This window comes from Alsobacter sp. SYSU BS001988 (assembly GCF_054796215.1).
The window spans coordinates 60904-75066 of the sequence record NZ_JBTAMK010000011.1; the positions used below are offsets into that span (position 1 = coordinate 60904).

Consider the following 14163-nt stretch of genomic DNA (forward strand, 5'->3'; position numbering starts at 1 on the left):
GTGACGCAAGCGGCCATCAGGGTCGCCGCCGAGGGACGCGCGGGCGAGCCGCAGCGCCTCTCCCGGCGCGCGGCCCTCGGCTCGATGCTGGCCGCCGCGGCCGCGGTCGCCGGCGCGGGCAGGGGCCCGGCCCTCGCCGCCGCTCCGCGCGGGCCGATGGCGCTCGCCCGGGGCGTGAACCTGTCCCACTGGTTCGCCCAGAGCTTCGAGGGCTATTCGGCGACGCATCTGGCCCTGTTCGTGAAGCCTCAGGACCTGGCGCGGCTGCGCGCCGCCGGCTTCGCGCATGTCAGGCTGAACCTGGATCCCGACGTCATGTTCCCGTCGGGACCCGCCCTCGACGCGACCGCGCTGACGCTGCTCAACCGCGCGCTCGACGCGATCGCCGCGGCCGGTCTCGCCACGGTGGTCGACCTCCATCCCGGGTCGGGCAAGGAGAAGCTCGCCGAGAGCGCCGGGCAGGCCCAGTTCGTGGAGCGCTGGAGCCGCATCGCCCGCGCGCTCGCCGGCCGCGATCCCGCCCGTCTCGCGCTCGAGATCCTGAACGAGCCCGAGCCGCTCAGGGACGACGCATGGTGGACGTTGCAGGAGAGAGCGCTCGCCGCGATCCGCACGGTCGATCAGTCTCGGACCGTCATCGTCGCCGGCGGCGGCTGGAGCGGGGTCGACGACCTCGTCAAGCGCACGCCCTATGGCGACCCGAACCTCGTCTACACGGTGCATTACTACGCCCCGATCCTGTTCACCCATCAGGCGGCGGAATGGACCTGGCCGGTGGCCACCCGCGTGTCCGGGCTGGGCTGGCCGGAAGACGCTGAGCGCGCCGAAGCCGCCGCGCAGGCGGCCACGCGCGATCAGGAGGCGCATGACCACGTGCGCGATCAGATCGGGGGCGGCGCGTTCACCCAGGCCGCCATGGCGGCGAGCTTCGACACGTTGGGCGACTGGGCCCACCGGCACGGCGACCCGGCCATCTATGTGGGCGAGTTCGGCGCCTATGCGCGAGCCGCGCCCCGCGACGCGCGGCTGCGCTGGGTCGAGGCGGCGCGCCGCGAGTTCGAACGGCGGGGCTGGGGCTGGGCCGTCTGGGACAGCTCCCGCAGCTTCGGCCTGCGGCCGGAATCCGGGCCGGACGCCCTCGATCCCGGCATGCTGGCCGCGCTCGGCCTGGAGGCGGGCCGATGACGACGGCCCGCCAGCGTGTCCTGGCCGTTCGCGCGGCCATCGCCGCCCGCAGCGCGGAGAGGCGGGCGAACGGCCCGGCCCCGGCCGCCTCGGCGCCGGCCGCCGCGGCCGGCGGCTGGCTCCCGCCGCTGTTGGCGGGACCCATGGCCTTGGCCTGCGCCGCCTTGGCGGCCCTTTATGTCGGCCTGGCCGCGGCCGCCCTCATGGACGACGACTATGTCAGCCTCGTCCTGATCCTCGCGATCCCGTTCGCGCCCGTCGCGCTCCTCGCCGGCCAGCGGGCGCTGATGGGCGTGGCTCCCTATTCGACGATGCTGGCGATCGGCATCGTGCTCATCGAGAGCGCGAGCTGGCGCACGCGCGAATACGCCGACAAGAGCATCGACCTCCAGGTCGCCCTCAAGCTCGGCGGGATCGCGCTGTTGCTCGCCCTGAGCGCGCCCACTCTGTTCAGGAGCTTCCGCACGGGCTTTGCGACGCCCTGGTCGCTGTGGCTGGGCTGGCTCGGCTTCACGATCATGACCTGCGTCTATGCGGAGGCGCCCGCCTATGCGGCGGTGGCCGCCGTCTCGATCACCGGCGGCTATCTCTATCTGTGGAGCATCGGCGAGGAGCAGGGCGAGGCCAGCGTCGTCAAGATGATGATCCTGGCCTGCTTCGCGCTCTGCGCCGCCTCGGTGGTGGTCTATTTCGCGGTCCCGTCGCTGGGGCGCATGAGCGACTGGGTGAACAACGTGTTCGTGCCCACGTCCCGCCTCCAGGGCGTCTTCGGCTCGGCCAACGCGGCCGGATCGGCCGGCGCGGTCGGGCTGATGCTGAGCTTCCTGGTGCTGGAGCGCGGCAAACGCGGCCTCCTGTTCTGGGCGGCGGTGGCCTCCTTCGCGTTCTGCCTCGTGCTCAGCAACAACCGGATGGCGCTGGCGGCCGCCGGCCTGGCCTTCGGCTACGTGTTCATCCAGAAGGGCGACAAGCCCCTCAAGATCGCGCTCCTTCTGGTCGGCGCGGGCGTGGCGGCGCTGGCGGGCTATCTGTGGGGCGAGCAACTGCTCGACCTCGTGTCGCGGTCCGGCTCGGCCGAGGAGGTCCTGACCGGCACCGGCCGCACCCGCATCTGGGAGGTCGTGATCAGCCTGTGGCTGGAGCACCCGCTGCTGGGGCTCGGCTTCACCTCCTCGGGGCAGATCCTGCCGAAGAACGAAATGCTCTTCGTCGCCGCCGCGCACGCCCACAACGTCTTCCTGGAGACGCTGTTCTCCGGCGGGCTGGTCGGCCTCGGCCTGTTCATGGCGGCGCTGATCGCCTCGATCCGGCGCGCGGCCCGCGCCGGCGCGCACGCCAAGGTGGCTTACCTGCTGTTCTTCATGCTGTACGGCATGACGGAGCCGATCGTGAACGGCCTCGTGGGCTTCCCCTCGATGGCCTTCGCGCTCGCCTGCATCCTGCCGGTCCTGCAGGACCGTCGGACGCGGCGCGACCCGATGGGCCTGGCGCCGCTTCCCGGCCGCAGCCCGGAGCCAGCGGCATGACGGCGATCTCCACCGAGGCGGAGGCCGGCCTGGCGGACGGCGCGGCGCGCAAGGGCCGGGTGAGCGCCGGCGGGACGCTGCTCGGCGCGAACCTGCTCGAGGCGATCCTTCCCTTCCTGCGCAACATCGCCCTGGCGCGCCTCATCGCGCCCGATCAGTTCGGACTGGCGATCTCGCTGTCCGTCGTGCTCGGCATGATCGAGGTGATCACCGATTTCGGCCTGCCGATTTTCGCCGTGAGCAAGACCACCACGGCCTCCGACGACGAGATCATGCCCACGCTCCAGAGCCTCGCCCTGCTGCGCGCCGCCGCGATCGGCGCCGTGCTGGCGGCTGCGTCGCCCTTGGTGGCGCAGCTCTTCGGCGCGGGGGACAAGGCGTGGGTCTACGCCTTGCTGGGCGTCATCGCGCTGCTGCGGGGCTTCAACAATCTCGGCCCCAAGGAGTGCATGCGCCACTACGTGTTCTGGCGCGAGGCCACGGTGATCTCCAGCACCCAGACGGTCTGGGCCGTGGTCACGGTCGCGCTCGCGGCGCTTCAGGGCGGCTTCGAATGCATGATCTGGGGCATGCTGGCCGCGACCGTCGCCGAGGTGGCGCTGACCCACGGGCTGTCGCCCAGGCCCTATCGGCTGGGGTGGAACGCGAACGCCGCCCAGGACGCGTCCCGGTTCGGCCGTCCGCTGCTCGTCAACGGCATGGCGGTGTCTCTCGCCATGGGAGACCGCCTGCTCGTCGGCAGCCTGCTCGGGCCGGCCGCGCTCGCGCTCTACAACGTCGCCTATGGCACGGCCACGCTGCCGCGCTCGGTGCTGTCCAAGTTCCTGAACAGCATGTTCGTGCCCATCTTCACCAATAGCCGCGCCCAGCCGGAGAGGTTGGCCCGCGTGTCGGACCTGTGGGCCTGGCTCCTGTCCGCGCTCGGCTGCTTCTACGGGCTGGGACTGGCGCTGCTCGGGGACGAGGTGCTGGGCCTCGTCTTCGGCGCCCATTACCGGCCGACGCGCCTCTTCATGTGCCTGGCCGGCATGAGCGTGTTCGTGAAGTTCATGATGATGCTGCCCGTGCCGGCGGCCTATGCGTCCGGCCGGACGCGGCTGGTGAGCCTGGGCTCGATCATGTCGGCCTGCGCCGTCGCGCCGGCCGGGCTGATCCTGATCCTGACGCGCGATCTCGACGCCTTCCTGCTCGCCATCGTGGCGGCCGAATTCGGCGCGGCGATCATCTATGCGCGCTGGGCGCTGCGGGCGCAGGCCTTCACGCCGCGCGTCGCCTGGCTCTGCCTCGGGGCGCCTCTCGCGCCGCTGGCCGCGCTCGCGCTGCTCGCATGGGCGGCGCCCCAGCTGGCCCGCCTCGACTGGGCCATGGCGTGTTTCGGCGGAGTCGCGGCCGCGGCGGCGTTCTACGGCGCTGTCGCGGTCATGTTCCGCATCGATTTCAGGACGCTGCTCCATTGAGCGCGGACGCCCGAACGGACGAGGTGCACTCGCGATGACGATCTACCTGTTCTCGACGACGGATTTCGCCGGACCGCGCAAGGCGGACTTCCAGCGCCTGCTGGACTCCGTCGCGACGCAGTCGGGGCTCGCCAGTCCCGTCGTGCACTATGTGATGCTGCAGAACTGCGCCGAGGAGGAGTTCAGCGCCTATGCGGCGACGGCCCCGGCCAGGCTGCGGCTGATGCGGTCTCCTGGCCGCATGTCGCTGTCCGCCGCCCGCAACGAACTCCTGCGCGCGGCGCTCGCGGCGGAAAGCTTCGGCGAGGACGATCTCGTCGCGTTCCCGGACGACGACTGCTGGCTGCCGGAGCGCCTGCTGGGCTCGGTGATGGCGCTGTTCGCGGCCCGGCCGACCCTCGACCTGCTGATCTGCCGGGTCTCGATGACGCCCGACGAGCGGCCGCCGACGTCCCAGGAGGTCGTCGCGCCGACGACGCCGCAGCTGGTCCGGCTCAGCAGCTCCAACAACATGATGCTGCGCGGCGTCCTTTTGCCGCAGCTTGGGCTGTTCGATCCGGAGCTGGGGCTCGGCACCCCGGCCAAGGGCGGCGAAGACACCGATTTCGTCATCCGCGCCTCGTTGCGGGCGCGGTCGGTCGGGTTCATCCCCCGGGCGCTGGTCGGACATCCGGAATCGGACCAGGCGTCCGCCTCCAAATATTTCCCCGGCACGCTGCTGGTGCTGTCCCGCCACGCCTGGCGCAAGCCGAGCCTCATGCGCGAATTCGTGCGCAAGCTGGCCGTGGGCGCCTATTTCGTCGCGAACGGCCGGCTCACCACCCCCGAATATGGCGGCGCGCTGCGTCGGGCGGCGCGCTCCTTCATCGCTCCCGAGAACCGCCGGAGGACCGCAGCGTGACGGACCGGATCTGCATTCTCCTGTGCGTCGACGAGAACTACCGGCGGCAGGCCGGCGTCGCCGTGAGCTCGCTCGCCAGGGCCACCCCGGGCGGCCTCGACGTCCACATCGCGGCTTTCGACCGGGACCGCGCCGCATCGGCCGCGATCTTCGACCCGCTGGTCGCGCGCCATCCCGACATGAGCCTGACCTTCCATGACCTGGACGCGTCGGTGTTCGACGGCCTGCACGTCACCAAGGCCTTCCCGAGGAGCATCTACACGAGGCTCATCTTCGACCGCTTCCTGGACCCCGCCATCGAGCGGGTGCTCTACATCGACGCCGACGTGGTGGTGTGCGGCGACCTGCGGCCGCTGTGGAGCACGGATCTCGGCGGCGCGGTGCTGGCGGCGTCCCGCGATCCGTTCCGGCAGGAACCGGAGCAGATCGGCTTCGCCGAGGACGAACCCTATTTCAATTCCGGCATGCTGCTGATCGACCGCGCGCGCTGGAGGGAGGAGGGGGCCGAAGCCGCCATCCTCGACCTCCTGGCCGCGAGAGGACGCGAGCTGCCCTGGATGGACCAGGACGCGCTCAACATGGTCCTGCGGGGAAAAGTCCGCTTCGTCGGCATGGAGTGGAACTACCAGCCCCGCTGCGCCGACGTGCCGCCCGATTTCCTGCAGCTCACCGAGGCGGACTATCGCGAGCTGCGCCGCCGGCCGCGGCTCGTGCACTACACCACGAGCCACAAGCCGTGGAACGAAGCGTTCCGCGTCCACTACAGCGACCTCTTCTTCGCCGCGCAGGACGCCGCCGGCCTGCCCGACCCCCTGCGCTCGCGCCGCCCGCAAAACGCGGCGGAGCGGGCCCTCGCCGTCAAGACGGCGCTGCGCTGGCGGTTTCCCGGCGCGTTCCGCGCGCTCCGGCGCGTGCTGAAGCCTCAGGCGGCGGCCCGCATGTACCGGGCCGGTCCCCAGGGCTGAGCCGCGGACGGGTCAGAGCAGCGCCCAGGCCGTATGGATCTGGGACGCGAGATGCTGTTGCGCGTCGGGGCTTTGGGCGATCCCGACCGCCACCGACGCCCGCGAGACGCCCGTATCCAGCAGGCCCTGCCAGAAATGCAGGCCCGAGCTGTCGGCGGAGCGGCCGAGCGCTCCCTGATAGAGAAGGTCCACGAAGGCGGACGACGCCAGGGAGCCGTGCTGCTGCCGGAACTCCTGCGAGTTCAGCATCGTGGCGGCCACGTCCGAGTGGCTCGCCCCGTGCTTGACGGCGCCGGTGAAGGCGGTCTGGCCGCCCTGGTCGGCGTCCCGGCCCAGGATGGCCCAGTAGAGCCGGCCCACGCCGGCGGCGTCCGGATCCAGGCTGGCGCCCGGCGCAGAAGCCTGCCCGCCGCCGCCGGACGAGGCGGCCGGCCCGAAGGCCGCCTTGAACGCCGCGCCGGAATGCGGGTTCTGGCCGGCGTGGAACTGGCCGTTGAAGTTCGCCGCGTTGGTTTCCCAGTAGTTCTGGAACACCATGCCGTGGTCGTTGAACCAGCGCGCCGCGTCCTGGATGTAGGCCTCGGCGTTGTCGCTCTGCACCCCCCATTCGGAGACGGCGGTGGCCTTGTGATGGGCGGCGGCGAAGTCCTGCTGCCATTGCAGCCCGTAGGGGCCGTTGACCTTGCTCTGGAAGGCGGCGCGCCCGTCCGGCGAGTCCCATTGCAGGTTGTAGTAGAAGTCGGTCCCGACCACGTCCACATAGGCGTCGCCCGGATAGGCCGTCGCGGGGTCGATCACCGAGCCGCCGATATTCACGTCCCAGACGAATTTGAACCGGTCTGACACGCCCCGGAAGGTCTGGACGAGATCGCGGAAGGCCCCGATGAAGGCGTCCTCGTGTCCCTTGGCCGACCACGGCATCCAGTCGCCGTTGAACTCCCATCCGACCCGCACATAGATGGGGCCGCTGCTGTCGGCCGACTGGGCGAGCGCGTTGGCGGCGAGCTTGTAGTGGCTGTCGAAGGCGCCGGCCGCCGCCTGCTCCAGGCTCGCTCCGTGCACGACGAGAGGGACGGACCAGATCACGTCCGCCCCCGACTCCTTCCACAGATTGGCGGCCCAGGGCACGGAGCTGTCGAAGGCGGCCCAGTTCCAGTCGTTGAGATAGAACAGGACATGGTCGACCGGTCGGCCAAGCCAATGCGAGAACGCGGCGAGGTCCGACGGATCGTTACCGACATAGGCGCTGAGGGCGACCATCAACCTTGCTCCGCCGCGACTCCGATTGGGGCCATGGGAAGGCTTCGTCGTTAATGAGAGGTAAAGGCGCGGACCCGAAGCCTTCGCCGGGCCGGCCGCCAGGCCGTCGCGACAGTTCCAAAGCTGAGCCAAGCTCAGGCTTGGCGGTAGAGGGAGCGGTCCTTGACTCTGGGAGTCGAGCGCGCGCTTTTTCACAGTAAAGCGGTGCGTTTCTCTACGTATTGCAGGTTCTTAAGTCTTTGGATAAGAAGTTTTTCTAATTCGAGACAGCCCGGGCTTGCGCTGCTATCCTCCGATCCGTCGCGGAGCGAGAGGGTGGCGAAACCCCTGCGGCGAACCTGATGGGCCGATGATCATCTTCTGCGTTCTCATGGGATTGGCGGGACTGGGCTCAGGCTTCTTCCTGAGCTGGGTGATCATTTTCATCACCAGCGTCGTCCTGTTCGCAGCCGTGCTGCTGAGCGCGTGGGTCGGCGGCCAGACGCTCGGCGCCGCCGCCTTGATGGCGCTCGCGGGCGCGCTCGCCATGCAGGCGGGCTTCGTGGTCTCAGGCTGGGGATCGGCCGTCTGGCGCAGCCGCGTCCGCGGCGAGAAGCTGCCGCGGACCGGGCGCGAAGTGTGAGCGAAGGCTGCGGGGCCGTCAGCCGCCCAGCCTGTTGAAGGCCGAATCGGATCGGGTCTCCATCGAGAAGAGATCCTTAGAGGCCAGATAGAGGAAGCGCCAGGAATCGATGAGGTAGCGCCGGTAGAGCCGCTTCGGATCCGAGGCGAGCCGCCAGAGCCATTCGAATCCCGCCTCCCGCCAGGCGACCGGGGCCCGCTTGAGGACCCCCGCCCTGAAGTCGACGCCAGCCCCCACGCACAGGACGTAGCTGCCGCCGAGCTCCTCCAGGCGCTCGGCGACGAACACCTCGGACTTCGGCGCCCCGACCCCGAAGAACAGCTGGGTGGGCGCGAAATCCTTGATCGCGTCCAGGAGGTCGGCCGACGCGCTCTCCGACCGCTCGAAGCCGAAGGGCGGGATGTGGAACGCATAGTCGCGGGAAGTGAAGCCGCGCGACTGCAGGTCCCTCTCCAGCGCCGCCTGCACGGTCTCGTTGCTGACCACGAAGAAGGGGCGTTGCCGACCCGCCGCGAGGCGGTCGAAAACCTGCGCGAACAGGTCGGCGCCGGTGACCCGCCGCGCGCCCTTCAGCCCCTTCAGCTTGGCGAAGGCCGAGACGGGCGCGCCGTCGATGGTGACGAGCCATGCGCACGCATAGGCGGCGCGGAAATCCTGCCTTTTCGAGAGCTGCACCACGTGGTCGACGTTCATGGTGACGATCAGCCGCGCGGGCTCGCCACGATCGATGGTCTGGCAGACCTCGGATGTCAATTCATTCAGGTCATTCGAAGCAGGCTTGTATCCAAAAACGGGTAACGTCTCAACATTCATAAGAAAGTCTCCGATCGGTGATGCACGGCCACTAGTCCTGCGGCCATCTCACAAGCGTCCGATCGGTGGATTGTTCCAAATTGGCACGGCGATTTTGCGACGGTCGGATTCAGACCTGTCGCATATCCAGCAACTTACGTATGGAAGCTATGTTGTTGCTTTCGCAAGCCGAACCCCGCGCACGAAAAAGCCGCCAAGAGTTTCCTCCAGGCGGCGTTCCCTTGGTGCGGCTCCGAGCGATCAACTCGCCAGTACATCCGTGGTCGGACGATAGCTCGGATGAACGGTCCCGCTCGGCGTCGCCGGGGTCCGTCGCACTCATCCCATATGGGGTCGTGTTCGCCGGTTGCAAGCGCAAGCGTCGCCGCGAGGCGCGGCGCGCCAGGCGAGGGGGGCGTCCGGCGCGCTCAGCGCTTGGCGACCACGTCGATGATGTGGGTCTGGATCCTGGCGCCCGAGCCGACCTCCACGGTCACGACGTCCGGCCCGGCGAATTTCGGCTCGCCCCGGAAGAACAGCGCCTGCACGGGCACGTCCACGCCGGCGCAGCGCGCGGCGCTGGCCGGCACGGTGGTGCGCCCGGCGCGGATGATCACGGTGCCCTTCGTGGGCGGCTTCACGATGCGGATGTCCGGCACCGGGACCGGCGTGCAGTCGGGATTGAGCCCTCCGAAAATGCCGAGCTGCGCATCCTGTCCGGGCTCCACCTCGGCCTTGTGGCTGACGGCCTGCGCCGCCGACTGCGCCGGAGCCTGGGTCTGAGCCTGCGCGGCGGAGCCGGCGAGAAGGAGGGTTGCGGCGGCCAGTCGGACGAAGGTCATGGAGCTCTCCAGATGTGAGTCCATGAGCCTTTAACACGAGGTTGCATCCGGTTGCGACCGCCGGGCGCTACCCGGCCAGGATGTTGCTCAGCGTCCCCACGCCGTCGATGACCACCTCGACCCTGTTCGCCGGGCCCCGCATCGCCCCGACGCCGAGCGAGGTTCCCATGCAGATCAGGTCTCCCGGCAGCAGCGTCATGTCGCGCGACAACAGGCTCACCAGGCGCGCCGGCTGGAACACCGCGTCGGAAAGGGGGTAGTTCTGGCGCTCCTCGCCGTCGAGCAGCGTCCGGATCCTCGCCTGGGCGAGATCGAGGTCGGTCGCCACCACCGGCCCGAACGGACAGAACCCGTCGAAGCTCTTGGCGCGCGCCCATTGGGGGAAGCTCGCGTCCTTGCCGATCAGGTCGGCCGCCGTGATGTCGTTGACGCAGACATAGCCCAGGATGGACGCCTGCGCGTCCGCCTCGTCGGCGTTGCTGCAGATCCGCCCGATGACGATCCCGAGTTCGCCTTCGAATACGATGCGGCCGTCATAGGACCGGGGGCGCCGGATCTCGGCCCCCGGGCGGGCGCAACTCGTCGGCGCCTTCAGGAGATAGAGCGGCTCCTCCGGGATGGGCGACCCGAGCTTCTGCGCGAGCGCCCGGTAGTTGTTCCACAGCGCGATGATCTTGCTCGGGCGGGTGGGGGCGAGCACGTCGACGTCGGCGAGCCGCAGAATCGTCCCGGTCGGCCGGCCCGGGGCGAACAGGTCGCCCCCATGCGCCCGGATGGCGTCGCCGTCGAGCGACCCGAAGCCGACTTCGCCGTCATGCAGATAGCGGATCCAGTGGGTCATGGCGCGCGCCTCAATGCCGGACGGCGGTGGCGGCGCGCTGGCGCAACAGCGCCAGGACCGTGTCGATGGTGGGGGTGGGCACGCCCACCAGCGTCCCCATCTCCTGCACCACCGTGACGAGCGGGTCGATCTCCATCGGCCTGCCGCGCTCGAGGTCCTGCAGCATCGAGGTCTTGTGCGCGCCCACGGCGCCCGCGCCGTCGATGCGCCGCTCGACGTCCACCCGGAAGCGGACCCCGATGACGTCGGCGATGGCCTTGGCCTCCAGCATCATCGCCTTGGCCACCGCCCGCGTGCCGGGGTCGGAGCAGATCACGTCGAGCGTGGCCCCGGTGAGCGCGCTGATCGGGTTGAAGCACAAATTGCCCCACAGCTTAAGCCAGATCTCGTCGCGGATGTTGTCGAGCACGGGCGCGCGCAGCCCGGCGTCGGCCATCAGCGCCGAGAAGCGCTGGACGCGGTCCGACAGCTCGCCGGAGGGCTCGCCGATCGGGAACTTGTCCCCATAGACATGCTTGATCACGCCCGGCTCCACCACCTCGGTGGCCGGATAGACGACGCAGCCGATGGCGCGCTCCGGGCCGAGGCGGCGCCACTGCTCGCCTCCCGGATCGATGCTCTCCAGCGTCGATCCCTCGAAGCGCCCGCCATGGCGGTGGAAGTACCAGTAGGGGATGCCGTTGACGGCGGTCACGATGCCGGTCTCGTTGCCGAGCAGCGGCTGCATGGCCTCCACGACGCCCGGCACCGAATGGGCTTTCAGCGCCAGGATCACGAAATCCTGCGGCCCGGCCTCGGACGGGTCGTCCGTGCAGCGGGGATGGGCGACGATCTCGTCCTCCTTGCGGATGACCCGCACGCCGTTGCGCCGCATCGCGTCCAGATGCGCCCCGCGGGCGATGAAGGTCACGTCCGCGCCCGCTCTGTGCAGAAGGGCGCCCATGTAGCCGCCGATCGCGCCGGCCCCGTAAACGGTCACTCTCATGAGATGTCTCCCCGGTTCGTGAAGTGGATGGGCGGGTCGTTCAGCGGGCCGATCCGGGCGCGAGCGCCAGGTCGAGCGTCTCCTCGAATTCGACCACCTGGTCGATCTCCGGCCCCATGGCGATGTTGGTGACCCGCTCGGTGATCACCTCGACGACGACGGGCACGCGCTGCGTGCGCGCCTCTTCGCGCGCCCAGCGCAGGGTCGCGCCGAGATCGCCCGGATCGAAGACCCGCGCCGCGATGCAGCCGAAGGCCTCGACGGCCTTCACGTGATCGACGCCGTAGTCGCCGATCTCGGGCGAGTTGATGTTCTGGAAGGAGAGCTGGACCTCGTAGTCCATCTTGTAGCCGCGCTCGGCCTGCCGGATGAGGCCCAGATAGGCGTTGTTGAGGATCACCATCACGAAGGGCACGCGGTACTGGGCCGCCACGGCCAGCTCCTCGATGAGGAACTGGAAGGAGTAGTCGCCCACGATGCCGACCACCTCCTTGTCCGGATTGGCCAGCTTGGCCCCGGTGCAGGCCGAGATCTCCCAGCCGAGCGGGCCCGCCTGGCCGCACACGATGTAGTTGCGCGGCTTATGGATCGTCTGGAACTGCCCGGACGCGATCTGGTAGAGCCCGATCGCGGTGACGAACTGCGTGTCGCGGTCGAAGGCCTTGTTGACCTCGTGGAAGACGCGCTGCGGCTTGATCGGCTTGTCGTCGAAGTCCGTGCGGCGCAGCATGGTCTGCTTGCGGGCGAGGCATTCGGCCGGCCAGGAGCGCTGCGGGACGCGCCGCGTCCGCGCTTCGGCGACCAGCGCCTGAAGCGCCAGCCTGGCGTCCGCCACGATGCCGAGGTCCGGGCAGAACACCCGCCCGATCTGGGTCGGCTCGATGTCGATGTGGATGAATGCGCGGCCCTTGCGGTAGACGTCCGTACCGCCGGTGTGGCGGTTGGCCCAGCGGTTGCCGATGCCCAGCACGAGGTCGCTCTGCAGGAAGCTGGCGTTGCCGTAGCGGTGCTGGGTCTGCAGCCCGACCATGCCGGCGTTGAGGGGATGGTCGTCCGCCATGGCGCCCCAGCCCATCAGGGTCGGCACGACCGGCGTGCCGGTGAGCTCGGCCAGTTCGACCAGGAGCTCGGAGGCGTCGGCGTTGATCACCCCGCCGCCGGCCACGATGAGGGGCCGCTCGGCTGCGAGCAGCATGTCGACGGCGCGCGCGATGGCCTTGGGATTGGGCGCCGGCCGGTGGACGGGGAGGGGGGCGTCGACCTCCGGGTCGTACTCGATCATCTCCTTCTGGACGTCGATGGGCAGGTCGATATGGACCGGGCCGGGCCGGCCGGAGCGCATGATCCGGAACGCCTCGCGGAAGGCCCAGGGGACCTGCGCGCCCTCCATCACGGTGACCGACCACTTGGTCACCGGGCGGGTGATGGCGGCGATGTCGACGGCCTGGAAATCCTCCTTGTGCAGCTTGGCGCGCGGCGCCTGCCCGGTGATGCACAGGATCGGGATCGAGTCGGCGATGGCCGAATAGAGCCCGGTCACCATGTTGGTGCCGGCCGGGCCCGAGGTGCCGACGCAGACCCCGATCGCCCCGGACCGGGCCCTCGTGTAGCCCTCCGCCGCATGGGTTCCGCCTTCCTCGTGGCGCACGAGGACGTGCTGGACGCTGCTCTCCTTCATGGCTTCGTAGAAGGGCAGGATCGCGGCTCCCGGCACGCCGAAGACGAGGTCGACGCCTTCGCTTTCGAGCACGCGCATAGCGGCTTGCATCGCAGTCATCTGCGCCATCAGACCCTCCCTGGCCCGCTCCGTCCGTTGCGGAGTGAGAAATCATTTCGCGATGTGGGAATGCTGGCATGCCAGATGGGACGATGCAAATGGAAATTCATCTTGGCAGACGGAAAATTTGTTTCGGCCGCGCTCCGTGCTAGATCAGGCGTTCTGGAGGCCTCCATGGTCGACGTCGCCGCCCCATCACCGCTGCCCTCCCGCAAGCGCGGGCGTCCACCGTCCGTCCACGCCGAAGCCGGCGGCGAGATCCAATCGCTCGACCGCGCCATCGGCGTGCTGGAGGTGCTGTCCAACGCGGACGGACTGCCCCTGAGCGACGTCGCGCGGCGCAGCGACCTGCCGACCTCGACCGCCCACCGCATGCTGATGACGCTGCAGCGGCGCGGCTTCGTCGCGCAGGACGCCGAGACGGGGCTCTGGACCGTCGGGGTGGGGCTGTTCCGGGTCGGCGGCGCCTATCTGCGCATCCGCAAGCTTCCCGACATCGGCCGCCCGATCATCCGCGAGCTGCTGAAGCGCGTCGAGGAGACGGTGAATCTCTCGATGCTGGACGGCGACGAACTGGTCTGCGTCGCGCAGGCGGAGAGCCACGCCGCCGTGCGGGCGTTCTTTCGCCTCGGCCGGCGGCTCCCGATCCATGCGTCGGCGGCCGGCAAGGCCATCATGGCGGCCATGCCGGACGACGAGCGCGACGCCCGGATGGCCCGGCTGACGCTGCAGGGCTTCACCCCCAACACCCACACTGCCCTTGCGGCGCTGAAGGCCGACGTCGACGCGGTGCGCGAACGGGGCTACGGCGTCGACGACGAGGAGCACACCGTCGGCATGCGCTGCGTCGCCGCCGCGATCCGCGACGAGAACGGCGAGCCGATCGGGGCGGTGTCGATCTCCGCGCCCGCCGTGCGCATGCCGACCTCGAAGATCCCGCAGCTGGGCGAAAGCATCATGGCCACCGCCAGGCTGCTGGCGGCGCGCTATTCCGGACGGGTGGATTGACG

The 14163-nt window shown here is 69.7% G+C and carries 13 protein-coding genes; 7 read left to right on the forward strand and 6 right to left on the reverse strand.

Features of this window, described 5'->3' with window-relative positions:
* The 5 genes from ACYVO7_RS18375 to ACYVO7_RS18395 are packed head-to-tail and all read left to right on the forward strand — an operon-like array spanning position 1 to position 6034.
* On the forward strand, positions 1-1185 hold the full coding sequence (locus ACYVO7_RS18375; protein ID WP_460451265.1) for a glycoside hydrolase family 5 protein: 1185 nt from the start codon (positions 1-3) through the stop codon (positions 1183-1185).
* Positions 1182-2711: an O-antigen ligase family protein gene (locus tag ACYVO7_RS18380; RefSeq protein WP_460451266.1), complete on the forward strand. Its 1530-nt coding sequence runs from the start codon at positions 1182-1184 to the stop codon at positions 2709-2711. Before ACYVO7_RS18375 ends, ACYVO7_RS18380 begins: the two co-directional genes overlap by 4 nt.
* Positions 2708-4168 (forward strand): oligosaccharide flippase family protein, encoded by a 1461-nt coding sequence (locus ACYVO7_RS18385; protein WP_460451267.1) that lies wholly within the window; start codon positions 2708-2710, stop codon positions 4166-4168. Before ACYVO7_RS18380 ends, ACYVO7_RS18385 begins: the two co-directional genes overlap by 4 nt.
* A gap of 34 nt (positions 4169-4202) precedes the next feature.
* Positions 4203-5069 carry a glycosyltransferase family 2 protein gene (locus tag ACYVO7_RS18390; protein ID WP_460451268.1) on the forward strand — a complete coding sequence of 289 codons (867 nt, stop codon included), beginning with the start codon at positions 4203-4205 and terminating at the stop codon, positions 5067-5069.
* Positions 5066-6034 carry a glycosyltransferase family 8 protein gene (locus ACYVO7_RS18395; RefSeq protein WP_460451269.1) on the forward strand — a complete coding sequence of 323 codons (969 nt, stop codon included), beginning with the start codon at positions 5066-5068 and terminating at the stop codon, positions 6032-6034. The genes ACYVO7_RS18390 and ACYVO7_RS18395 overlap by 4 nt, the downstream gene beginning before the upstream one ends.
* A 12-nt stretch (positions 6035-6046) precedes the next feature.
* Here ACYVO7_RS18395 and ACYVO7_RS18400 read toward each other — a convergent pair whose 3' ends face one another.
* A complete protein-coding gene (locus tag ACYVO7_RS18400; RefSeq protein WP_460451270.1) occupies positions 6047-7294 on the reverse strand; it encodes a DUF4214 domain-containing protein in 1248 nt (415 codons plus the stop codon).
* 349 nt (positions 7295-7643) lie between these two features.
* On the opposite strand from ACYVO7_RS18400, the gene ACYVO7_RS18405 reads away from it, so the two are divergent.
* The gene (locus tag ACYVO7_RS18405; RefSeq protein ID WP_460451271.1) at positions 7644-7916 is read left to right on the forward strand and encodes a hypothetical protein; all 273 of its coding nucleotides are present in this window, start codon (positions 7644-7646) and stop codon (positions 7914-7916) included.
* An 18-nt stretch (positions 7917-7934) separates the two neighbouring features.
* On the opposite strand, the gene ACYVO7_RS18410 is transcribed toward ACYVO7_RS18405, so the two are convergent.
* The 5 genes from ACYVO7_RS18410 to gcl all read right to left on the reverse strand — a co-directional run bounded on the left by ACYVO7_RS18410 (position 7935) and on the right by gcl (position 13162).
* Positions 7935-8669 carry a WecB/TagA/CpsF family glycosyltransferase gene (locus tag ACYVO7_RS18410; RefSeq protein WP_460451272.1) on the reverse strand — a complete coding sequence of 245 codons (735 nt, stop codon included), beginning with the start codon at positions 8667-8669 and terminating at the stop codon, positions 7935-7937.
* Between the two features lie 467 nt (positions 8670-9136).
* Positions 9137-9550, reverse strand: coding sequence for a hypothetical protein (locus ACYVO7_RS18415; protein WP_460451273.1), 414 nt, complete (start codon positions 9548-9550; stop codon positions 9137-9139).
* A gap of 67 nt (positions 9551-9617) precedes the next feature.
* Positions 9618-10391 carry a fumarylacetoacetate hydrolase family protein gene (locus ACYVO7_RS18420; protein WP_460451274.1) on the reverse strand — a complete coding sequence of 258 codons (774 nt, stop codon included), beginning with the start codon at positions 10389-10391 and terminating at the stop codon, positions 9618-9620.
* Between the two features lie 10 nt (positions 10392-10401).
* Positions 10402-11376 (reverse strand): 2-dehydropantoate 2-reductase, encoded by a 975-nt coding sequence (locus ACYVO7_RS18425; protein ID WP_460451275.1) that lies wholly within the window; start codon positions 11374-11376, stop codon positions 10402-10404.
* A gap of 40 nt (positions 11377-11416) precedes the next feature.
* A complete protein-coding gene (gene gcl, locus ACYVO7_RS18430) occupies positions 11417-13162 on the reverse strand; it encodes a glyoxylate carboligase (protein ID WP_460451276.1) in 1746 nt (581 codons plus the stop codon).
* Between the two features lie 165 nt (positions 13163-13327).
* Between gcl and ACYVO7_RS18435 the strand changes: the two genes are divergently transcribed.
* Positions 13328-14161, forward strand: a complete 834-nt coding sequence (locus ACYVO7_RS18435) for an IclR family transcriptional regulator (protein WP_460451277.1) — start codon at positions 13328-13330, stop codon at positions 14159-14161.
* Positions 14162-14163 lie beyond the last annotated feature (2 nt).

Bases quoted from the DNA above. Each gene is read 5' to 3' on its own strand.
- ACYVO7_RS18380 (WP_460451266.1), top strand. From the start codon at position 1,182: ATGACGACGGCCCGCCAGCGTGTCCTGGCCGTTCGCGCGGCCATCGCC.
- ACYVO7_RS18385 (WP_460451267.1), top strand. From the start codon at position 2,708: ATGACGGCGATCTCCACCGAGGCGGAGGCCGGCCTGGCGGACGGCGCG.
- ACYVO7_RS18390 (WP_460451268.1), top strand. From the start codon at position 4,203: ATGACGATCTACCTGTTCTCGACGACGGATTTCGCCGGACCGCGCAAG.
- ACYVO7_RS18400 (WP_460451270.1), bottom strand. From the start codon at position 7,294: ATGGTCGCCCTCAGCGCCTATGTCGGTAACGATCCGTCGGACCTCGCC.
- ACYVO7_RS18405 (WP_460451271.1), top strand. From the start codon at position 7,644: ATGATCATCTTCTGCGTTCTCATGGGATTGGCGGGACTGGGCTCAGGC.
- ACYVO7_RS18415 (WP_460451273.1), bottom strand. From the start codon at position 9,550: ATGACCTTCGTCCGACTGGCCGCCGCAACCCTCCTTCTCGCCGGCTCC.
- ACYVO7_RS18420 (WP_460451274.1), bottom strand. From the start codon at position 10,391: ATGACCCACTGGATCCGCTATCTGCATGACGGCGAAGTCGGCTTCGGG.
- ACYVO7_RS18425 (WP_460451275.1), bottom strand. From the start codon at position 11,376: ATGAGAGTGACCGTTTACGGGGCCGGCGCGATCGGCGGCTACATGGGC.
- gcl (WP_460451276.1), bottom strand. From the start codon at position 13,162: ATGGCGCAGATGACTGCGATGCAAGCCGCTATGCGCGTGCTCGAAAGC.
- ACYVO7_RS18435 (WP_460451277.1), top strand. From the start codon at position 13,328: ATGGTCGACGTCGCCGCCCCATCACCGCTGCCCTCCCGCAAGCGCGGG.